Source organism: Anaerococcus hydrogenalis (assembly GCF_002871895.1).
In the GTDB taxonomy this organism is placed as follows: Bacteria; Bacillota; Clostridia; order Tissierellales; family Peptoniphilaceae; genus Anaerococcus; species Anaerococcus hydrogenalis.
On record NZ_PNHP01000001.1, the window covers coordinates 47,392 to 68,590 of the forward strand.

Annotated in this window: 26 protein-coding genes and 3 tRNA genes; 19 read left to right on the plus strand and 10 right to left on the minus strand. The window is 27.4% G+C overall.

Features of this window, described 5'->3' with window-relative positions; genetic code table 11:
* The first annotated feature begins 10 nt into the window (after window positions 1–10).
* Together CJ192_RS00200 and CJ192_RS00205 are read left to right on the plus strand one after the other, a co-directional pair.
* Complete coding sequence (locus CJ192_RS00200) at window positions 11–802, plus strand: ABC transporter ATP-binding protein (protein ID WP_004817138.1); 792 nt, start codon at window positions 11–13, stop codon at window positions 800–802.
* Entirely contained in the window at window positions 795–1,502 is a 708-nt protein-coding gene (locus CJ192_RS00205) for an ABC transporter ATP-binding protein (protein WP_102197311.1), read from the plus strand. The genes CJ192_RS00200 and CJ192_RS00205 overlap by 8 nt, the downstream gene beginning before the upstream one ends.
* A 232-nt stretch (window positions 1,503–1,734) precedes the next feature.
* Here the strand turns inward: CJ192_RS00205 and CJ192_RS00210 are convergent, their stop codons facing one another.
* Genes CJ192_RS00210 through CJ192_RS00220 form a run of 3 tightly spaced genes read right to left on the minus strand, consistent with a single transcriptional unit; the run spans window position 1,735 to window position 3,079 of the window.
* Window positions 1,735–2,175: a serine aminopeptidase domain-containing protein gene (locus CJ192_RS00210; protein WP_102197312.1), complete on the minus strand. Its 441-nt coding sequence runs from the start codon at window positions 2,173–2,175 to the stop codon at window positions 1,735–1,737.
* Window positions 2,165–2,746 (minus strand): HAAS signaling domain-containing protein, encoded by a 582-nt coding sequence (locus tag CJ192_RS00215; RefSeq protein WP_102197313.1) that lies wholly within the window; start codon window positions 2,744–2,746, stop codon window positions 2,165–2,167. Before CJ192_RS00215 ends, CJ192_RS00210 begins: the two co-directional genes overlap by 11 nt.
* A gap of 3 nt (window positions 2,747–2,749) precedes the next feature.
* The gene (locus CJ192_RS00220) at window positions 2,750–3,079 is read right to left on the minus strand and encodes a PadR family transcriptional regulator (RefSeq protein ID WP_102197314.1); all 330 of its coding nucleotides are present in this window, start codon (window positions 3,077–3,079) and stop codon (window positions 2,750–2,752) included.
* A 237-nt stretch (window positions 3,080–3,316) separates the two neighbouring features.
* Here CJ192_RS00220 and trmB point away from each other — a divergent pair, with 237 nt between their 5' ends.
* Together trmB and rlmH are read left to right on the plus strand one after the other, a co-directional pair.
* The gene (gene trmB / locus CJ192_RS00225) at window positions 3,317–3,949 is read left to right on the plus strand and encodes a tRNA (guanosine(46)-N7)-methyltransferase TrmB (protein WP_102197315.1); all 633 of its coding nucleotides are present in this window, start codon (window positions 3,317–3,319) and stop codon (window positions 3,947–3,949) included.
* Window positions 3,946–4,428, plus strand: coding sequence for a 23S rRNA (pseudouridine(1915)-N(3))-methyltransferase RlmH (gene rlmH / locus CJ192_RS00230; RefSeq protein WP_102197316.1), 483 nt, complete (start codon window positions 3,946–3,948; stop codon window positions 4,426–4,428). The genes trmB and rlmH overlap by 4 nt, the downstream gene beginning before the upstream one ends.
* Before the next feature lie 54 nt (window positions 4,429–4,482).
* On the opposite strand, the gene CJ192_RS00235 is transcribed toward rlmH, so the two are convergent.
* Complete coding sequence (locus CJ192_RS00235) at window positions 4,483–4,863, minus strand: VOC family protein (protein ID WP_102197317.1); 381 nt, start codon at window positions 4,861–4,863, stop codon at window positions 4,483–4,485.
* 318 nt (window positions 4,864–5,181) lie between these two features.
* On the opposite strand from CJ192_RS00235, the gene CJ192_RS00240 reads away from it, so the two are divergent.
* The 7 genes from CJ192_RS00240 (at window position 5,182) to CJ192_RS00270 (ending at window position 9,251) form a co-directional block, all read left to right on the plus strand.
* A tRNA-Phe gene (locus CJ192_RS00240) sits at window positions 5,182–5,257 on the plus strand.
* 8 nt (window positions 5,258–5,265) lie between these two features.
* Window positions 5,266–5,340, plus strand: a tRNA-Gly gene (locus tag CJ192_RS00245).
* A 4-nt stretch (window positions 5,341–5,344) separates the two neighbouring features.
* A tRNA-Cys gene (locus CJ192_RS00250) sits at window positions 5,345–5,418 on the plus strand.
* A gap of 49 nt (window positions 5,419–5,467) precedes the next feature.
* Complete coding sequence (locus tag CJ192_RS00255) at window positions 5,468–6,145, plus strand: DUF6873 family GME fold protein (protein ID WP_102197318.1); 678 nt, start codon at window positions 5,468–5,470, stop codon at window positions 6,143–6,145.
* Between the two features lie 13 nt (window positions 6,146–6,158).
* The gene (hisS, locus tag CJ192_RS00260; RefSeq protein WP_102197319.1) at window positions 6,159–7,457 is read left to right on the plus strand and encodes a histidine--tRNA ligase; all 1,299 of its coding nucleotides are present in this window, start codon (window positions 6,159–6,161) and stop codon (window positions 7,455–7,457) included.
* An 8-nt stretch (window positions 7,458–7,465) separates the two neighbouring features.
* A complete protein-coding gene (locus tag CJ192_RS00265; protein ID WP_102197320.1) occupies window positions 7,466–8,332 on the plus strand; it encodes a DegV family protein in 867 nt (288 codons plus the stop codon).
* Between the two features lie 7 nt (window positions 8,333–8,339).
* Window positions 8,340–9,251, plus strand: a complete 912-nt coding sequence (locus tag CJ192_RS00270; protein ID WP_102197321.1) for a DMT family transporter — start codon at window positions 8,340–8,342, stop codon at window positions 9,249–9,251.
* A gap of 18 nt (window positions 9,252–9,269) precedes the next feature.
* On the opposite strand, the gene CJ192_RS00275 is transcribed toward CJ192_RS00270, so the two are convergent.
* A complete protein-coding gene (locus CJ192_RS00275; protein ID WP_102197322.1) occupies window positions 9,270–9,950 on the minus strand; it encodes a hypothetical protein in 681 nt (226 codons plus the stop codon).
* Window positions 9,947–10,423, minus strand: a complete 477-nt coding sequence (locus CJ192_RS00280; protein WP_102197323.1) for a YbaK/EbsC family protein — start codon at window positions 10,421–10,423, stop codon at window positions 9,947–9,949. The genes CJ192_RS00275 and CJ192_RS00280 overlap by 4 nt, the downstream gene beginning before the upstream one ends.
* Before the next feature lie 102 nt (window positions 10,424–10,525).
* Here CJ192_RS00280 and CJ192_RS00285 point away from each other — a divergent pair, with 102 nt between their 5' ends.
* Window positions 10,526–11,299, plus strand: a complete 774-nt coding sequence (locus CJ192_RS00285; RefSeq protein WP_102197324.1) for an MBL fold metallo-hydrolase — start codon at window positions 10,526–10,528, stop codon at window positions 11,297–11,299.
* A gap of 4 nt (window positions 11,300–11,303) precedes the next feature.
* Window positions 11,304–12,158 (plus strand): DegV family protein, encoded by an 855-nt coding sequence (locus CJ192_RS00290; RefSeq protein WP_102197325.1) that lies wholly within the window; start codon window positions 11,304–11,306, stop codon window positions 12,156–12,158.
* A gap of 125 nt (window positions 12,159–12,283) precedes the next feature.
* Here CJ192_RS00290 and CJ192_RS00295 read toward each other — a convergent pair whose 3' ends face one another.
* From CJ192_RS00295 to CJ192_RS00310, 4 genes are all read right to left on the minus strand, one after another.
* Window positions 12,284–12,775 (minus strand): hypothetical protein, encoded by a 492-nt coding sequence (locus tag CJ192_RS00295; RefSeq protein ID WP_102197326.1) that lies wholly within the window; start codon window positions 12,773–12,775, stop codon window positions 12,284–12,286.
* A gap of 139 nt (window positions 12,776–12,914) precedes the next feature.
* Window positions 12,915–13,985 carry a sensor histidine kinase gene (locus CJ192_RS00300; RefSeq protein WP_102197327.1) on the minus strand — a complete coding sequence of 357 codons (1,071 nt, stop codon included), beginning with the start codon at window positions 13,983–13,985 and terminating at the stop codon, window positions 12,915–12,917.
* The gene (gene vanR, locus CJ192_RS00305) at window positions 13,972–14,664 is read right to left on the minus strand and encodes a VanR-ABDEGLN family response regulator transcription factor (RefSeq protein WP_102197328.1); all 693 of its coding nucleotides are present in this window, start codon (window positions 14,662–14,664) and stop codon (window positions 13,972–13,974) included. The genes CJ192_RS00300 and vanR overlap by 14 nt, the downstream gene beginning before the upstream one ends.
* Window positions 14,665–14,836: 172 nt before the next feature.
* The gene (locus CJ192_RS00310) at window positions 14,837–15,196 is read right to left on the minus strand and encodes a desulfoferrodoxin family protein (RefSeq protein WP_004817176.1); all 360 of its coding nucleotides are present in this window, start codon (window positions 15,194–15,196) and stop codon (window positions 14,837–14,839) included.
* 111 nt (window positions 15,197–15,307) lie between these two features.
* On the opposite strand from CJ192_RS00310, the gene CJ192_RS00315 reads away from it, so the two are divergent.
* The 6 genes from CJ192_RS00315 (at window position 15,308) to truA (ending at window position 21,195) form a co-directional block, all read left to right on the plus strand.
* Window positions 15,308–16,438, plus strand: coding sequence for a THUMP domain-containing class I SAM-dependent RNA methyltransferase (locus CJ192_RS00315; protein WP_102197329.1), 1,131 nt, complete (start codon window positions 15,308–15,310; stop codon window positions 16,436–16,438).
* A 40-nt stretch (window positions 16,439–16,478) separates the two neighbouring features.
* The gene (locus CJ192_RS00320; protein ID WP_102197330.1) at window positions 16,479–17,897 is read left to right on the plus strand and encodes a L,D-transpeptidase family protein; all 1,419 of its coding nucleotides are present in this window, start codon (window positions 16,479–16,481) and stop codon (window positions 17,895–17,897) included.
* A gap of 68 nt (window positions 17,898–17,965) precedes the next feature.
* Entirely contained in the window at window positions 17,966–18,799 is an 834-nt protein-coding gene (locus CJ192_RS00325; RefSeq protein WP_102197331.1) for an energy-coupling factor transporter ATPase, read from the plus strand.
* Window positions 18,796–19,653: an energy-coupling factor transporter ATPase gene (locus tag CJ192_RS00330; RefSeq protein WP_102197332.1), complete on the plus strand. Its 858-nt coding sequence runs from the start codon at window positions 18,796–18,798 to the stop codon at window positions 19,651–19,653. The genes CJ192_RS00325 and CJ192_RS00330 overlap by 4 nt, the downstream gene beginning before the upstream one ends.
* Complete coding sequence (locus CJ192_RS00335; RefSeq protein ID WP_102197333.1) at window positions 19,646–20,440, plus strand: energy-coupling factor transporter transmembrane component T family protein; 795 nt, start codon at window positions 19,646–19,648, stop codon at window positions 20,438–20,440. The genes CJ192_RS00330 and CJ192_RS00335 overlap by 8 nt, the downstream gene beginning before the upstream one ends.
* Window positions 20,437–21,195: a tRNA pseudouridine(38-40) synthase TruA gene (truA, locus tag CJ192_RS00340; RefSeq protein ID WP_102197334.1), complete on the plus strand. Its 759-nt coding sequence runs from the start codon at window positions 20,437–20,439 to the stop codon at window positions 21,193–21,195. Before CJ192_RS00335 ends, truA begins: the two co-directional genes overlap by 4 nt.
* The last annotated feature ends 4 nt before the right edge of the window (window positions 21,196–21,199 follow it).

Sequence of the window (21,199 nt, forward strand, 5' to 3'; positions counted from 1 at the left end):
GGAGTAATAAATGGATAAAAGTAGGTCAATTTTAAAATGTGATAATATTTCCATCTCCTTTGGAGGATTAAAGGCGGTTAATGGATTTAATCTTGATGTAAAAGAAAAAGACTTGATAGGTCTAATTGGTCCAAATGGTGCTGGGAAAACTACAGTTTTTAATATGTTAAGTGGGGTTTATCAGCCAAACCAAGGATCCATTTATCTAGATGGAGAAAATATTACAGGACTTCCAGTCCATAAATTAAGCCAAAAGGGAATTGCTAGAACTTTTCAAAATATAAGACTTTTTGATTATCTATCAGTTGTTGATAATGTAAAACTTGCTATGAATAAAGACATGCGATATAAAATCTTTGATGGCATGCTAAGGCTTAAAAATTATTGGAAAGAAGAAAGAGAGGCTACAAAAAAAGCATTAGAAATTTTAAATATTTTAGGACTTGCAGCATATGCGAATGATAGTGCTGGAAATTTATCTTATGGGTCACAAAGAAAACTAGAAATAGCTAGGGCTCTTGCAACAAATCCTAAATTATTATTATTAGATGAGCCAGCAGCTGGAATGAATGCAATAGAAACAGAATCATTGATGGATACAATTAGGATGATTAGAGATAAATTTGATATATCTATAGTCTTAATTGAACATGATATGAAATTAGTTTTGGGAATTTGTGAAAAACTTTATGTATTAAATCACGGCATAGTAATAGCAAAGGGAGATCCAAAAGAAGTTGTTAAAAAAGATGATGTAGTTAGTGCTTATCTTGGAAGTGGATATGGAGAAGAAGATGCTTAATGTAGAAAATTTAAATGTTTATTATGGAAATATCCACGCAATAAAGGATGTTTCTTTAAAGGTAAATAAGGGAGAAGTAGTTTCTTTAATAGGGGCAAACGGAGCAGGAAAAACAACAACTCTCCAAGCAATCTCTTCTTTATTAGAAAAAAGAAGTGGAAAAGTTAGTTTTGAAAATGAAGACATAACAAATGAAAAAGCCTTTAAGATTACAAGGCTTGGAATAGCTCAAGTACCAGAAGGAAGAAGAGTTTTCTCAAACTTATCAGTTTTGGATAATATAAGTTTAGGGTCTGTAGCTACAAGTTTAAATGAAAAAGAAAAAGAAGAAAAAATTAAAAGAATCTATAAATTATTTCCTGTTTTAAAAGATAGAAAAGATCAAAAAGCAGGAACCCTTTCTGGTGGAGAACAACAAATGCTTGCCATGGCAAGGGCAATAATGACAAATCCCAAATTATTATTATTAGATGAACCATCAATGGGACTTTCTCCCTTGTATGTAGAAAAAATATTTGAAACTATAAAAATATTAAAAGAAGAAGGGTCAACAATTTTGCTTGTAGAACAAAATGCAAATCTTGCCCTAGATATATCAGATAGGGCCTACGTTCTAGAAACAGGAAAAATTGTAAAAGAAGATAGGGCAGAAAATCTTAAAAATGATCCTGCAGTAAAAAGTGCATATTTGGGAATTTAAAAATACTAGAAATTAGTTTTAAGCTAATTTCTAGTATTTTTTTGAAAATTTTTATAAGCTAAATTTATTATTTTAGAAAGCTCTTTTGGAGAATAAATATTAACTTCATGACGAGAATTTTGGATCAAAAATAAATTTGAATTTGGAATTAATTTATTTAATGATTTTGCTGCTTTTAAATTTGCCCTATCTTTTTTTCCACAAACTATAAAAACATCTGTAGAAATTTTATTTATTTTTTTCTATAATCCAGGTTTTTAATTGATGAGGCTATAGAGAACATGTTATTTTTTGATATTTTTGTTTTTTTGAAAAATTTTTCTGGCATAATTTTAAAAATAAGATTTTGGAAATTCATAAGCATTTTCGGTATCTTATATTGCGGGGCAATTAGAATTAAGCTAGCTATTTTTTGGGGATTTCTAAAATATAATTTCATAGCTAAGATAGCACCAAGGCTTATTCCACAAATAATAACTGGTTTTTTTATGCCTTTAATTTTATTTTCTAACATATCTACTAGGTCAAAAAAAGTTAAATCTTTACTATTATTTGGAATTAAATCAATATTTTCAATATCTTTAAAATTAATATTTTCTATAGTCTTATCAAAAGCTTCTTTATTTTGTCCAAGTCCATGCAAAAATAATATTTTTACCTTATCATTTTGCATATTTTAATTTCCATTTTTTATTTTGCAAAAATTTGATCGTTGTGATTGTAGATTTCCAAAATAAAATACCGATTATAAAAAATAATAAGGCCAAAATAAGACCTGCAATTAAGGCTAAAAATCCTTTTAATTCAAATCCAAAAAATATAAATTTCATTTCATCGATTGGTTTAATGTGAATTATCCCTTTAAAAAGTCCCATTACTCCTGCTAAGACGCTTATACCACTGGAGAAGAAAAAGGAAATAGAAAGTATTGCAAGAGTTGGTATTAAAGAGATCCAAGCTAATGAAGCATAAGAATAAAATCCTATAGCCATAAATAAATTTTTAAAGGAAAAATCTTTGCTTTTCACAATACTATCACCCATATAAGAAAAGGCTAAATCTTTTGGACTTTCCATTTGAGAGATTATGTACTCAGAACTTTGTCCATTATTAAGTCTTTCATAAAATGAATTTTTAAGTTCACTCAATATGTCAGTTTTTTCTGAAATTGACATATATTTTAAATTTTTATCTACTTGTGACAAATATTTTTCTAAATTATCGTTAATTTTAGTATTTTTCATTTTTTATTCCTCTCTAAGATTTGAAATATTTTCTACTAGGACTAACCAATCTTTTTCTAAAGTTTTTAAATAAGAACTTCCAAGCTCTGTAAGTCTATAATATTTTCTTGGTGGAGTACCCTCTTCTGTATCTTTCCAATAAGCTTCTAAATAATTATTTTTTAAAAGCCTCCTAAGAAGAGGGTAAACAGTACTTTCTTTTGTTTGTAACATTGGATATTTTTCAAGAGTCTGAATTAGATCATATCCGTATCTATTCTTTTTCTTAATTAAAATTAAAATTGCAAATTCCAAAGTCCCACGTTTTATTTGTGAAATCCATTCTTCATTCATAAAAAGTCCTTTCTAAGTACCCATGTCTAACTATATACATTGTACAACATAGTATAGTGGTGTCAATAGGAGGAATTTTTTTATTAAATATTTGGAGAATGTATTTTTCTAATTCAAATAAAAAAATTTCAATCAGGTAAGCAGGAATAAAAAGTTGAGGAAAAACTATTAGATTTGGATTTTCTTGTTTTTATCCTAAAAATTTTGTAAACTAATACTTAAAAGAAAGGATAAAAGATGAGATTAAGATTTAAAGAAAATGCAATTCCAGAAATGAAAGAAAATCCTCTTATATTTTTTGATGGAAAAGAAAATAAGGGTAGGTGGAAAAAGATTTTTGGAAATGATAATGATATATATTTAGAAATTGGATCTGGAAGGGGAGATTTTTTGGTAGAAATTGCCAAAGATAATCCTGATATAAACTTTGTAGGCCTTGAAGTAAATACCAATGCCTTTGTTGTTGCTAGTAGAAAGATAAAAGAAAATGAATTAAAAAATGTAAGGGGCCTTATTGCAGATGCAGAAAAATTAGAGGAAATTTTTGAAAATGACGAAATTTCAAGGATTTATTTAAATTTTTCAACCCCTTGGCCAAAAAGACGCCATCATAAAAGAAGATTAAGTCATGAAAGATTTTTAAATAGGTATAAAAATATAGTAAAAGATAAGTCTATCCTTGAACTAAAAACTGATAATCAAGAATTATTCGAGGCCTCTTTATCTTATTTTGAAGATTTTTCTATGGATATAATAGAAAAAGAAGAAAATATATCAGAAGAAAAAAGTTCATATATTAGTGAGTACGAAAGAAAATTTAGAAATAAAAATATGCCAATTTACTATATAAAAGCGAGATTTAACAAATGAATATTTCAATAGTAAGTGTTGGAAAAATCAAAGAAAAATATTTCAAAGATGCTATTTCTGAATATGAAAAAAGACTAAAACCTTATGTGAAATTAAAAATATTTGAAGTAAATGATGAAAAGGCACCAGAAAATTTATCAAAAAAAGAACTAGAAATAATAAAAGATAGGGAAGCTGATAGGATTTTAAAAAAGATTAAAGAAAATTCCTATATTATAAGTCTTGAAATTGAAGGAAAAAGCCTATCCTCAGAAAAATTTTCAAAATTAATAAAAGATCAAATGACCTATGGTATGGGCAAGGACTTGGTTTTTGTAATTGGAGGCTCAAATGGTTTATCAAAAAAAATAAGTGATAGGGCAGATTATAAATTATCATTTTCAAAAATGACCTTTCCCCACAAATTGATGAGATTAATTCTTATTGAACAAATTTATAGGGCCTACAAAATAATTAATAATGAACCTTACCACAAATAAAATGGACCCCAAAAGGTCCATTTTTTTATAAAAGTATAAATTATCTAGCAAATATTATTTTTCTTCAATTATTTCAATAGAAAAACCTTGAGGATCTTTTATAAAATAAAATTTATCAGATCCATCAGAAAGCCCACCAATTTCTTGGCTAACTATTCCCATTTTTTTGTGAAGATCATAGGCTTTTTCAAATTCTTTTGTTTTAAAGGCCATATGTCCATAATAAGATCCGTGCTCATATTTTCTTCCGTCGTGGTTAAATGTTAATTCTAACTCATAGGCACCATCTTCTGTAGCCATATAAATTAAAGAAAATTCATCTTCATCATAATCTTTTCTTCGGGTTATGTGCATATTTAATGCATCTTCATAAAATTTTATACTTTCTTTATCATTATCTGTATATATACATGTGTGAATAGAGTTAAACTTCATAATACCTCCTAATTTCTCTATTAAATTTATACCCAAATATTTAAAAATAAATTTTACCAATATTTTACAAGATAAATTTCAGCCAGGGTATATAAATAATGGATAAGAAATTTCGCAATCTTATGACCAGGGCTTTGTAAATCTACTTAATTTTTTACAAGGCTCTTTTTTTGAAAAACTTTTTTAATTTGCTAAAATAAATTTATCAGGTATAATTCTTTTTGCAATCTTTTGAAAAAATAATTTAAATTTTTGTTAAAATTTTTAAAAAAATTTGACAATAAGTAGAATTTATCTTATACTATAAAAGTAGTGTTTGCCCAGATAGCTCAGTCGGTAGAGCAGGGGACTGAAAATCCCCGTGTCGGTGGTTCGATTCCGCCTCTGGGCACCAGAAAAAATGCGGAAGTGGCTCAGTGGTAGAGTATCGCCTTGCCAAGGCGAGGGTCGCGGGTTCGAATCCCGTCTTCCGCTCCAATATGGCGCCATAGCCAAGTGGTAAGGCAGAGGTCTGCAACACCTTTATCCCCAGTTCAAATCTGGGTGGCGCCTCCAAATTTGTCCTCTTTGAGGACTTTTTTTGTACCTAAATTTAAGGAGAATTATGTTAATTATAAGCCACAAGTCTAAAAAAGAATTTACAGATTTTTTAGATTTTAAAAATATAAAATATTTAAAAACAATTGATAACCCCAATCTTGATAAAAGAATTTCAGATCACCCAGATCTTTCTCTTTTTAAGTTAGATGAAAAAAATATAGTAGTTGATGAGAGTGTCTATGATTATTACAAAAAATATCTTAAAAATATAAATCTAATAAATGGAGAGAAAGTAGGTTTTAAATATCCATTAGATGCCATTTATAATATAGTAAGATTTAAAAATTTTTATATCCATAATAATTTTACAGAAAAAAATATAAGCTTATATTTTGGTCGAAAAAACATTAAGCATTTATTTATAAAACAAGGATATGCCAGGTGTTCTATGCTAGTTTTTAATGAAAATCTTTTAACAAGTGATATGGGGATTTTTAAAAAACTAAAAAATATTCTTCCTATTACTTTATTAAAAGAAGAAAAAATTCCTCTCGACGGATTTGACCAAGGATTTTTGGGTGGATGTTTTGGGAAAATTGATGAGAAAACCTTATTATTTAATGGAAATATAGAAAGATTAAATTCATATGATATAATTAAAAATATAGTAGTTAAAGAAAATTTAAATTTATTATATCCAGATACTAATTTGATAGATACTGGATCTTTAATATGGATATGATAAGGAGATTATAATGAATATAGTAAAACCACAAACTATTGCGGGTGTGATGGAACTTTTACCAGATGACCAATTAGTTTTTGATCACATAAAACAAATAATTGAAGAAACTTTTTTATCTTATCAATTTTTACCAATTGATACCCCAGCTATAGAAAAAAATGATATTTTATTTGCCAAAGGGGGCGGGGAAACTGAAAAACAAATTTTTGGGATTGATTCTTCAAAAAAGGATATGTCCTTAAGGTTTGATTTGACTGTGCCACTTGCAAGATATGTATCAGAACATTTTTCTGATTTGAATTTTCCTTTCAAAAGATATCAAATAGGAAAAGTTTATAGGGGAGAGAGAAATCAAAAGGGAAGATATAAGGAATTTTACCAATGCGATATTGATATTATTGGAAATGATTCTTTATCAATCCACAATGATGCCCTTTTGCCAAAGGTAATTTACGATATTTTCCAAAAACTTGATTTTAAGGGAATAAAATTTCACATTAATAATAGAAAATTATTGAATGGATTTTTTGAATCAATAGAAATTTCTGATAAGGAAGAAGTTTTAAGGACAATAGATAAAAAAGCTAAAATAGGTGATGAAAAAACAAAAGAACTTTTGACAGAGCTTTGTGGAGAAGATAAGGCTTTAAAATTAATGGGGCTTATTAACAATAAAAGAGATAATAAAGAACTTTTAAAATATTTAGAAAGTTTAGATTTAAATGATAATTATAAATTGGGACTTAGAGAGTTAAAAGAAGTTTATGATTATATGATTAAATTTGGAATTGATGATGAGTCTATTATGATTGATTTATCAATAACTCGTGGGCTTGATTATTATACTTCTACAGTTTATGAAACATTTTTGGATGGATATGAATCTATTGGTAGTGTTTGTTCTGGTGGAAGGTATGAAAATTTGGCTGGAAATTTTTCAAAACAAAATTTACCAGGAGTTGGCCTATCAATTGGCCTTACTAGATTGTTTTATCAATTACAAGAGCTTGGACTTTTAGAAAAATACAGAGAAGATTTCACAGATTGCTTGATTATTCCAATGGATGAAAAATTAAATTTTTATGCCATAGATATAAAAAATGATTTGAAAAATAAGGGCTATAAGGTTGACATTTATCTTGAAGATGGAAAATTTAAGAAAAAAATTAATTATGCTGATAAAATTGGCGTAAAAAAAGTTATAATTATTGGTCAAGAAGAATATGAAAACAAAATGGTTTCTGTAAAAAATATGGAAGATGGTAATCAAGTTAGCGTAAAAATAGAAGATATAGGTGATTACCTTTAAGGAGATTTATGACATTTAAAATAATAACAGATGGCTCAAGCGATATGAATGTCGATTTTATAAAGTCATCAAATATTACCATAGTTCCCATGCAATTAAACATGGAAGATGAAGTCTATGAAATTATAGGTACAGATTTAGAAAATTTAAATAAATATTATGAATTTATGCTAGATGATAAAAATGTATCAACAAGCCAAGTTAATCTAGCTTCATTTGAAAAATATTTTGAAGAAGCTTTAGAAGATGGTCAAGATATTTTTTATATAGGTTTAAGTGATTCTTTATCAGGAACCTTTAAAAATGCTCAAAGAGCAAAGGAAATTTTAGAAAAAAAATACCCTGATAGAAAAATTTATATATATGATCCCAAACAAGCATCAACAGGTGCAGGACTTTTGTGTCAAATTATTGTAAAAATGCAAGAAGAAGGAAAAGATATAGACCAAATTGATTCTTTTATAAAAGAAAATTCAAAATATATGGTTTCCCAATTTGGTGTTGAAAGCCTTAAATATTTATATAAGGGCGGAAGAATTTCCAAAACTAGTGCTGATATAGGAAACTTTTTGAAGGTTAAACCAGTTATACACATTACAGATGAGGGTTCGCTTGAAGTTTTAAAACTTGAAAGAGGAACAAAGAGAGCTATAAAAGTTTTATTTAAAAATTTTCAAAAAAATTGGAACCCAGACTTATCTGACCATGTTCTTATAGGATATGCATATTTTGATGAAAATGCAAAAAAATTAAAGGAAATGGTTGAAGAAAAATTTCCGAATGCAAAAGTAAGCCTTGCTCCAATTGGATCTTTGATTGGTTCTCATGTTGGTCCAGGAATGTATTCTTTGTCATATTTTGGAGTTAAAAGATAGGAGAAATATGCTTAAAAATAAAAAAAATGCAGTAATTTTTTCTTTAATAGCAATGTTTTTATGGGGGAGTGCAATCCCCCTTATTAAATCCACTTATTTAGTCTTAGATATTAAATCTTACGATACTTTTGCCAAGGTTTATGTTGCAGGAGTAAGATTTTTTATGGCTGGAATTTTGGCCTTTATTTATGCTAAAATTTTTGGAAAAAATAAAATTTCTATTAAAAATGTAAATATAAAATTGGTAATAACTTTAGCGATTTTACAAACTTGTCTACAGTATTTTTTCTATTATATAGGTTTATCAAATACAAGTGGGGTAAAATCTTCAATTATACAAGCATCAAATTCATTTATGATTGTAATAATTTCCTTATTTTTAGTTCCAGAAGATAAAATTTCTTCAAATACAATTATTGCTTTAATTATTGGAACAGCAGGAATTATTTTAGTAAATTCAAATCAAAAATTAGGTCATGGATTTAAATTAACTGGGGAAGGATTTATTTTCACTTCAACCTTTATAAATGCTCTTGCTTCAGTATTATTAAGAAAATATTCAAAGGGGTCTGATCCTTATTTATTAAATGGGATGGCACTTTTACTTGGGTCCTTGCCACTTATAATTTTTGGTAGGTTTTTATGGGTAAATCCTGTGATTTTAAATTTTAAAGCCTTAATCATGTTATTTTATGGTGCTTTTATTACAGCTACGTCATTTACAATTTGGACTATAGTTTTACAAAATCACAGTGCCAACCAATTTGGAGTATTTAAATTATTTATTCCTATTTTTGGTTCAATCTTATCGGTAATAATTTTAGGAGAAATTTTTACCCTAAGATTATTTATGGGGCTTGTTTTAGTTTTACTTGGTTCCTTTGTATTGATGAAGGGAAAAAACAAAAAAAGACTATGATTAATTAATCATAGTCTTTTAAATTGGTCTTTTTAAATTGTTTGTTAATTTGTAAATTTCATTTATATAAATAAACCTATCATTATCCTTATATCTTGCAATTTTCATTAAATCTAGGGCCCAATTTACTAAATATTTTGATAAATAAAAGGCGTAAATATCATTGGCAAGGATAGACCTTCTTCCATTTATGACAATATCATTTCTAATTTCTTTAAAATAGCTTATTAAATTTTTCCTTGTATATTTTGAAAAAATCACTTCAATAAGAGCTATTAAAGATAATATATATTTATCTTCTATAAGATTTATGGTAAAATCAATCCTATTATTTTCATTTAAAATTATATCTTCTTTTTTACTGTGATTTTTGTAAAATTCAAAATAAGATTTTTCTGAAAAATCTTGAAAAAAATTAGGATATAGGCCGTACTCAAAATTTGATTGATCTAAATTTTTCCTAAAAAATTCAAGAGATGTGGAATTATCGAAAATTGTAATAAAAATAGGTGATAAAATAACTATAAGTCTTAGACTTTCAAAATTTTTATCATTTTCAATGCTAATTATAACCTTATCATCTTTACTTGTATTTTCTAATTTATAAAAATCTCTGTTTTTTAATTTAAAATCTAGGTCAAATACATCCTTATATTGGTAAGAATAAATTTTTTTGTTTTTAATAATTTTTAAAATCATTGTCTTATATTTTCAAACTTAGCATTAACAACTCTTGCCAAGTCCTTTGGATTTAACTTTAAACTTACTCCACATTTTCCACCAGATACAATCATTTTATCCAATTCTTTTGCGCTATCATCTATAAATACTGGATAATCTTTTTTCATTGCAAGAGGACTTGTTTCACCTCTTTGATATCCAACTTTTGATTTTAAGTTTTTTGTTGGAAGAATAGAAATACTTTTGACACTAGCTACTTTTGCAGCCTTTTTCATATCTATTGAATCATAGCTTCTAAGTAAATAAATAATAATATCATTATCCTTTGAAACAGTAGCTATGGTTTTATACATTATATTTAAGTCTACATGGGATTTTTTTCCAGCATCAACTGCTGATTTAAATTCTCCACCCAAGTCATATTCAATTTCTTCATAATCTACATTATTATTTTCCAAAATTCTCATAGCATTAGTCTTAATCTTTCCCATACTAACTCCCTTCTTTTTTTATATTACCAGAAAAAAATAAAAATTCATTAAGATAAAGATATTTTGGGTATACTTAATTTAGAAGAAATTAGGAGAAAGTTGATGATTGAAAAAATTATAATAACTTATATCTATCATTCTTGCTATAGTGTTGAAATAGGGGATTATTTTATTATATTTGATTATTATAAGGGAGTTTTAAATATTCCTGAAAATAAAAAAGTTATCTTTGTCTCAAGTCATGGACATTCTGACCATTATACATCAGAAATTTTAAAAATTCCTAATATGAAAAATTACACATATATCTTATCAACAGATATAGCTCAATTAGAAAATGATGATAATATTATTTATATAAAAAATAATAAGCTTGGAATCGACCAGTTAAAATCCTTATACAATTCAAAAAATGTATATTTAATAGATCCAGACCAAGAAAAAGAAATAAAATTTAAAAATGATAAGATAAGAATCAAGAGTTTTGGATCAACTGATGAAGGAATTTCAATTCTTTTAGATATTTGTGGAATAACAATTTTTCATGCAGGAGATTTAAATTATTGGGCTTGGGATGATTATGATGACAAAACACTTAAAAAAGAGTATTATGCATTTATTGAACAAGTAGATAAAATTAAAAAATATAGTATAGATATAGCCTTTTTCCCTGTAGACTATAGGCTTAGGGATAATTATTATAAGGGTCCAAAAATTTTTGCTGATAATGTAAGACCTCAATTAATGTTTCCACTCCACAGTGGAGACCATGAAAAAATCAGCCAAAAATTTAAGAAGGAAATTGTATTAAAAGAAACTATATTTAGGCCAATAATAGCTTCTGGCCAAAAAATAATTGTAGATATAAAGGATTAGGTAAATGGAAAAAATAGCTGTATTAGTAGATACTGGATCTGATATAGATTTAGAAAAATCCAAAGAATTTGGCATATATTTGATGCCCTTTTATGTAAATTTGGACGGAGAATTTTATAAAGAACAAGAAGAACTAAAAGCAGAAGACTTTTATGAGTGGATAGAAAAAAATGAAAAATTACCCAAAACATCTATCCCATCCCCAGGCGAATTGAAAGAAAAGTTTGATCAAATAAAAAACGATGGATTTGAAAAATTAATAATAATAACCATATCAAAAAACTTTACAGGTTTTTATAATTTGTGCTCACAAATGGAATATGATGGATTGGAAATTGCAGTAATAGATTCCCAATCAGTAGCTTTAACATCAGGGCTTCTTGCAATATATACCAAAGATTTAATAAAAAAAGGTTACGAATTTAAAAAAATAGTTGAAATGGTAGAGGATAAGAAAAAAGAATCAAAAATATTTTTCACCATAGATACCTTTAAATATATAATAGCAGGTGGTAGGGTACCAAAAGCCTTTGGTAAAGTTGGAGAATTATTAAATATAAAACCAATAGTAGTATGCGATCCTCTTGATGGAAAATATCATATAGTAAAAACTTGCAGGGGAGAGAAAAAAGTTTTAAAAGAAATGGAAAAACTTGCAAATGAATATCTAGGAAAATTGGATAAATATTATATGATAATATCAAATGGTGGATATAAAAAAGGATCAGAAATATTAGAAGAAAAACTAAAAGAATTTAAAGATAAGTCAACCTTATTTTTAACATCCCAAATAGCCCCAAGCCTCGGAGCAAATACAGGTCCGGGTTTATTTGGCTTTGGATTTTTACCAATTGATTAAATATATTGTTCCATATTAATTTTTTAATTATATATTTATAAGCAAATAAAAAAGGATTTAAGCAATATTTTTGCTTGAATCCTTTTTTTGTTTATAAAACAACCATTATAAAATATTTTATTTTTTTATCTTGGGTCATTTAATTTTAAATTTTCTTCAAAACCAGATGGGTCATTTGCTTTTGCCTTATCTAGTCTATCTGTGAAAAATTTTCTTGTGGCATCATCACAACATTCTTTACTTAAATATCTCATATTTAAGGCTTTTTCTAACTCTTCAATTGCTTTTTGTGCTCTTTTTGGATTATTTTTGTAATTTTTTAACCATTCTTCTTGCCATGCGCATTCCCAATAATTTGATGCCAAGGTATCTCCATAGCCTTCTTGATAAACAGCATTTACATCATCGTATAATTTTTCAGGAGCCTTGTATCCTTCTGGCCAATTTAATTTATTAACTGTTTCTTTGAATTCTTTTTGAATATCATCATATTTTACAAAATCTTTTGCACTATTTTCTGAATTTGACGTTGCACTAGACTTTTTACAAGATGAAAATCCAACCATTAATACCATTACAAACAAAAAACTAAGAACTTTTTTTAAACTTAATTTCATAAAAATCTCCTTTTAAAATAATTTAGCTAAGTTTTCTTAACTGTAAGATTATTATAACTTGGTTTATAAGATAGTTTATTTGTTTTTTATGATAATTTCTTAAAGATTCCTATGCAAATTCCTATTTTTTTCCTACTTTTTATTTTTTAGGAAGAATCACACAAAACTTGACACAATTGTCCTTACTTTTAGCACTAATTTCCCCCTTATGTAAGAGTACTATCTCTTTTGCAATAGCAAGACCAAGACCTGAGCCAGCTTTTGAATTTCTTGAAAAATCTAGGCGATAGAATTGTTCAAAAATTTTTGATAATTCATCTTCCTCAATATTTTCAGTTTTATTTTCGAAAATTATCTCTACCTTTTCTTCTTTTACATTCAAATCTATATGAATTTCACTATTTTCAAAAGAATATAGGCAAGCATTACGGAGCAAATTATCGAAAACACGAGAAATTTTATTTACATCACAGCTTATCATTACATTTTTTTCTGCCTTAACTTTACAAGTTAGATTTTTTTCTTCAAACATTGGTTTAAATTCAAAAACAAGCTGCTCTAACATCATAGTGAGATTTGTTCTAGAATAATTTATTTTTATTTTTGATAAATTATATTTTGTTATCTCAAAAAATTCATTAATCAAATCCGATAGCTGTTTGGATTTTCTAAGAGCAATACCTAAAAATTTTTTTCTTTGCTCATCATATAAAGAAATATTTCCATTTAACAACTCCAAATATCCAATAATTGATGCTAGTGGTGTTTTCAAATCATGAGCTAAATTCATTATCAAATCATTTTTTTGCCTTCTATTTTCATTAGCTAGTCGTTCATTTTCTATTGACTGCATTTTTAATTTATTAATTTTAGTGGAAATTTCTGACAATTCATCAGATAGGTGAATGTAAGTATTATCTTTGTCAAAAAGTTTGTTTGTTGCTTCTTGTAATTCATCAACGTAACTGACCAATTTCTTAAATAGTTTATATGTTTCTAACATTATCAATAGTGCCCATATAATTATTGTTGGAAATAACAAATATAAGGATCTGTAGAACATGTAGGCTTTTTCAAAATTATTATAAATGTAATTATTAATTATAGGAATAAGGATACAAGCAAGAATCGCAACAAAAATTGTTATGATAAAACATTTTTTTAGATAATTTTTAAAAACTGAATTTAGAAGGCGATTATTCGATTTCATACCCGACGCCCCAAACAGTTTTTATAAATTTTGGATTTCTACCAGAATCATTCATTTTATCCCTAATCCTTCCAATATGAGCCATTACAGTATTGTTATTATCAAGATATTTTTCCTTCCAAATATTTTCAAAAAGCTCTTCAGATGAAACAACCTTGCCTTGATTTTTACACAAATACCAAATTATCTCAAACTCTATGGGTGTAAGTTGGATTTGCTTATCATACAAAAAACATTTATGACTTTTTTTATCTATCAATAACCCTCTTATATCATAAGTTTCATCATCTTTTATCTTTTCAGTATTATTGTATTTTTGTGAGCGTCTAAGCTGAGTTTTTACTCTTGCAATAACTTCCAAAGGGTTAAAAGGTTTAGTTATATAATCATCTGCTCCCATTGTAAGTCCAAGTATTTTATCATTTGAATCTATCCTTGAAGTCAACATAATGATTGGGAAATAATGCTTCTCTCGGATTTTTTTACAAACAGAAAATCCATCCATATCTTCAAGCATTATATCCAAAATCATCAAATCAAAATTGTAATCTTCCACCAAGTCTAGTGCATCCTTTGCATTAAAAGCTTTAGAAACAGAAAATCCATCATTAGTTAAGCATAATTCTAATAAATCTGCTATCTCTTTTTCATCATCAACAATAATTATTTTGTCATTCATTTTTTTCACCTTAAAATTTTGATTTAATATCTTAAAAATATTATATCATTAATTGGCAAAAAAAAAGGGCTGTTGCAGAATGAATAAATTATCCCTTCATTATAGAAAATGAGATGATATTTATTCATATCCTTGCAACGACCCTTTTTAATAAAAATCTTTAATAAAAATTCTATTTAATTTCTAAAGAATTTTCCCAAAGTCCGTGAATATTACAATAGCTTAGTGCAAATAAAGTACCTTTTTTATCAGCTTTAAATTCACCAACAGCCTTTGGTGTAGAATAAATTTCGCTTTCACCATGAGCTGAGAAATTATAATTAGCAACTTCTACTGGTAATTTTCCACCTTCTGGAATAAAGAAAACTTTAATCCATGCAATATGGTGTTCTAAAGTATTTGGATGGGCAATTTCTTTTCCAACAAAAGCAGAAACTTCATATTTGCCTTCACCAAGTTCTTTATATTCTAATTCTGGTACGTGTTTTTCATTTTTCCAATCGCCTGATTGAACTGTTTGTGTTAATAACATAAAATCCTCCTAATTTTTTACTTACATATAAATGATACCCATAGAAAGTAAAAAATAACAAAAGCAATTTAAGTTTTTTTATATTTCTTAATTTGATATAATAACAGTGCTATGGAAAAAATAATTATTACCACAAGCTTTGGTTTAGAAAGCTTAATAAAAAGACAATTAATAGAAGAAGGATATGAAGATTTTGAAGTTTTAAATGGAAAAATTATTTTAAATGGAAATCTTGATGATATAGGATATTTAAATTTAAATCTAAGAGAAGCTGATAGGGTATTTTTAGAAATTGCATCATTTGAAGCAAAAACATTTGAACAATTATTTGAAAATATAAATAAAATTGACTGGTTTGACTATTTAAATATTGATGACAATTTTATTGTAAATGCAAGAGCTTACAAATCTAAATTATTTTCTATTCCCTCCATCCAATCAATTAGCGAAAAAGCAATTATTAATTCATTAAAAAGAAAATATAAAATTTCTACATTCAAAAAAAGTGGATCAAGAGTACAAATTGAAGTAATGCTTGAAAAAAATATAGTTTCACTTTGTCTTGATACATCTGGCGATGGCCTTCATAAAAGAGGATATAGAGAAGGTAGTGTAAAGGCTCCTTTAAGAGAAAATTTAGCAGCAGCCTTAGTTGATTTATCCTTTTATAAAGATGATAGGTTTTTATTTGATGGATTTTGTGGATCAGGAACAATACTAATAGAGGCTGCAAGAAAACAAAGAAATATAGCCCCAGGCCTTGATAGGGATTTTGACTTTACTTCATTTAAATTTTACGATAAAAAAAGGTTTGAAAAAATAAAAAAAGAAGCCTATCAAAAAATTGACTACGACAAAAAAATAAATATTTTAGGATCTGATATATCAAAAAATGCAATTAAGCTTGCAAAAAATAATGCCTTAAATGCCGGTGTCTATGAAGATATTACTTTTTTAAATAAGGATTTTAGTCAAATAAATTTAAAAGATAATTTTGGCATTTTTATATCGAATCCACCTTACGGAGAAAGATTATCAAGATTTGATAAGGAAAAAATTTCAAAGATGATTGATGATAAATTTAAAAATTTAAATACATGGTCAATGTTTATAATTTCTTCAGATGAAAAAATTGATAAAAATATAAGAAGAAAAGTTTCTAAAAAAAGAAAATTATACAATGGAGGAGAAAAGGTAGACTTGTACCAATATTTTGGAAAAAAACCAAAAAAAGATAGATAAATGTATCATTTAGTGGTACTATAATTACAGCAATTAGGAGGTGCGTATTATTAGCAATAAAGATACAAATAGCAAGGCTACTAAGAGAATTTTAACCTTTGGTGGTATTGTTTTAGGCATATATATAATAGGAACAGTATTATTTACTTTTATCACCCTACCAAATACTCATGTAAATGGAAAAAATGTTTCATTTGCACCAAAAGAATCGGTAATTGGTGATAGTGTTGGGGACTTTGATATAAAAATTAAGGGCTTAGATGATAAAAACTTATCATTTAATTCTAAAGATGTGGACTACAAGGCAAATATTCCAAAAGGTGCAAGTCTTGATCAAAATCCTTTAAAATGGCCACTAAGTTTTATAACAAAGGAAGATTTTGAATTTGATTATAAGGTTAATTACGACGAAGATAAGTTAGATGAAATATTAAAAAATTCTCAATTTATGAAAAAAGTTGTTGAACCTAAGGATGCAAAATTAGAATTTGATGGAAAAGAATTTAAAATAAAAGAAGAAGTTGAAGGAAACAAGGTTAAATATAATAAATTAAAAAAAGAAGCAATTAGTGCTATAAAAACTAGAAATGCTGATATAGATATGGACGAATCCTTCTATGAGCATCCTAAGGTTTTTGCAAAAGATAAAAATCTTCAAAAAGCATTAAAAGATGCAAATGATGCTTTAAAATTATCTTATAAGTTTAATATAAATGGCTTTGATAAAAAAATTGAAGGCGAAACATTAGCAGATATGATTGAATTTCAAAATGGACAATTGACATTAGATTATGAAAAATTGTCAGGTTACGTTGCAAAAATAGCAAAAGAAACCAATACTTATGGTAAAGAAAGAAAATTTAATGCTACAGATATCGGAGAGATTGTAGTTAATCCTGGAGTATATGGATTCAAATTAAATGAAAAAGAAACTGCTAAGGCTATATTAGAAGCATTCAGCAAACGAAAATCAAAGGAAATTGAACCGATTTATGATAAAGTAGGCCTTAATAGATATGAAAATGGAACAGATTTAAAGGATACTTATATTGAAGTAGACTTATCTAGACAGCATATGTGGTACTATAAAGATGGAGAGCTTTTAATATCATCAGATATTGTTACAGGAAGGTTATCAGAAAATGCTTTAACTAATAAAGGAGTAGGATCAATATTGTCAAAAGATAGAAATTCAAAATTAAAGGGAATAGACTTTGACGGTAGTGATTATGAAACTCCAGTACATTATTGGATGCCAATAGGATGGGATGGAGAAGGGTTCCACGATGCGTATTGGAGATCTTCATTTGGTGGAAATATTTATATTAATAATGGATCACACGGTTGCTTAAATATGCCTCCTAGTCAAGCAGCAAAATTATTTGAATTAGTTGAAATCAATACACCAGTCGTTGTATATGAATCTTCAACAAACAATTCACCAAATATGTTATATTAAATTTAAAAAGTGCTATCTATTTTTAGATAGTCACTTTTTATGTCTATAAAAATTGAAAGGAAGAAAAATTGATTAAAATTGAGAATTTAAATTTTTCTTATAAAAATGATTCAGATGAAAATGAAAATATAGAATATACAAATGCCTTAAATGATTTATCTATATCAATAAATAAGGGTGAATTTGTTGCTATTTTAGGCCATAATGGTTCTGGAAAATCAACTCTTGCAAAACTCTTAAATGGACAAATTTTTCCAACTAGTGGGGATATTTGGATAGCTGGAATGAATACAAAGGATGAAGAAAAAATATGGGATATAAGGGAAAAATGTTCCATGGTATTTCAAAATCCGGATAATCAGATGGTTGCAACAACTGTAGAAGATGAAGTAGCATTTGGACCAGAAAATTTACAAGTAAAAAATCCTGAGCTAAGACAAAGAGTTGATGAGGCAATAAAACTTGTAGGAATGGAAAAATTTGTAAAAAGATCACCTTCTGAACTTTCTGGTGGACAAAAGCAAAGAGTTTCCATAGCTGGAGTAATTGCTATGTTATCAGACTGTATAATTTTTGATGAGCCAACAGCAATGCTCGATCCTCAAGGAAGAAGTGATGTTATGAATATAATTCAAACCTTGAATAAAAAATATAAAAAAACGGTTGTTCATATAACTCATTATATGGAAGAAGCAGCCCTTGCTGATAGGATAATTGTTTTAAATAAGGGGAAAGTAGCAATGCAGGGAAGCGCTAGAGAAGTTTTTTCGAAGGTAAAAGAGATGAAGGATTTAGGACTTACTGTTCCACAAGTTACAGAAATTGCCTATGAGTTAAAAAAAGATGGATATGATTTTGAAAAATTACCATTAAATATAGAAGAATTTTTGGAGCTTATATGAAAATAGAATTAAAAAATGTTGATTATATTTATAATGAGGAAAATGAAGATAAAAATTACGCTCTAAAAAATGTAAATTTAGAAATAAATAAACATGAAATTATAGGACTTATAGGACAAACGGGATCTGGAAAATCAACCCTTGTTCAACTTTTGAATGGACTTTTGATTCCAACAAATGGAGATGTTTTGGTTGATGGAGTAAATACAAAAGAAAAAAGTACAAGAAGAGATATTAGATTTAAGGTAGGCCTAGTTTTTCAATATCCTGAAAATCAGTTGTTTGAAGAGACAGTTAGAAAAGATATTGCTTTTGGTCCAAAAAATATGGGTCTTGATGATGATGAAATAGAAAAGAGAGTAAAAAACTCTATGGCTGCTGTTGGTCTTGATTATGAAACAATCTCTGAAAAATCTCCTTTTGAATTATCAGGAGGCCAACAAAGAAGAGTTGCAGTTTGTGGAATTATTTCTATGAATCCAAAAGTTTTGGTTTTGGATGAATTAACAGCTGGACTTGACCCTAAGGGAAGGGATAAAATTTTTGGAGAAATTTTAAAATTATATGATGAAGATCCAGAATTAACAATTGTTTTAGTTTCCCATTCTATGGAGGATGTAGCCAAATATGTAGATAGGGTGATTGTAATGAATAAGGGCCAAGTTTTTTCTGATAAGTCAACCTATGATACCTTTACAAAAACGGATCTTTTATCAATAGGTCTTGATATTCCACAAGTTACTAAATTTATGAAGGCCTTAAAAGAAAAGGGTGAAAATGTTAGAGATGATATATATACAGTAGAAGAGGCTGTTTTAGAATTAAAAAAATATTTGGGGGCTAAAAATGAGTAATATAGCAATAGGTCAGTATCTAGCTTACGATACTTTTATTCATAGATTAGATCCAAGGGTTAAATTAATAGCATCTTTACTTTTTATAATTACCATATTTTTTGTACAAACTTTTGTAGGATACATTCCATTTTTTATTTTATTGATTGCAATGATAAGTGTAGGAAAAATTCCTGTAAAATCACTTATAAAAAGTATAAAACCTTTGGTTTGGATTTTATTAATCACAGGACTCATAAATTTATTTACAACAAGTGGTAGGACACTTTTTACAATTTTTTCTTTAACTGCAACTTATGAAGGACTTTATAAAACCATATTTATGTTTGTAAGAATTATTATGATAGTTGTTTCAACTTCAGTTTTAACTTTTACAACATCTCCAATGGAGCTTACTGATGGATTAGAAAAATTATTTTCTCCATTAAAAAGATTTGGTTTTCCAGCGGGAGAGCTTGCCATGATGGTTTCAATTTCTTTGAGATTTATTCCAACTTTATTTGAAGAAGCTCAAAGAATAAAAATGGCACAAATGGCAAGGGGGGCAGATTTTGAGTCTGGAAATATTATAAATAGGGCAAAAAATATGATTCCTCTTTTGGTTCCACTTTTTATAAATTCTTTTAAAAGAAGTGATGACTTGGCAACTGCTATGGAAGCAAGACTTTATAGGATTGGAAGAGAAAGAACTAGACTGAATGAAATAATAATGACCAAAATAGATTACATTGTTTTGATTTTATTTTCTTTATTTTGTCTTATAGTTATTGTTAAATTTTTTATATGAGTATTCAAAATATTTTATTAAAGATCCAGTATGATGGGTCTTTATTTGAAGGATTTCAAATTCAAAAAGATAAAAGAACCGTTCAAAAAGAATTGGAAGAAGCTATTAGAAAAGTTACAGGTGAAAAAAATAGGATTATTGCTAGCGGAAGAACTGATAGTGGGGTTCACGCCAATGAAATGTATGTAAATTTTTTGACGGCTAAGGATATTAGGGCTGATAAATTTCATTATCATTTAAAAAAATATTTACCTGAAGATATTTTAGCCTTATCATCAAAAAAAGTTGATAAAAATTTTCACGCAAGATTTTCTGTAAAAACAAAAACTTATAAGTATGTCATATCGCTTGAGAAAATTCTTCATCCCATCTATAGAAATTATATGGAGCAAATTACTTATAAATTAGATTTTGATAAGCTTAAACAAGGGATGGAGATTTTAAAGGGAGAGCATGATTTTAGAGCCTTTATGCTAAGTGAAAAAAATGATATAATAAATACTATAAGAAAAATTGATGATTGCTATTATATTTTAGATAATAATATCTTATTTTTATATTTTAAGGCAGAAAGTTTTCTTCACAATCAGGTTAGGATTATGGCTGGATCTTTGATAGAGCTTAGTCGTGGAAAAATTAGTCTGGATGATTTTAAATTTTACTTTGATAAAAATAATAAAAAAAGAGCAAATCCTACCTTAAAAGCTGGTGGCCTTTATCTTGATAGCATTGATTATAGAAAATTTGAAAGTTAGTTAT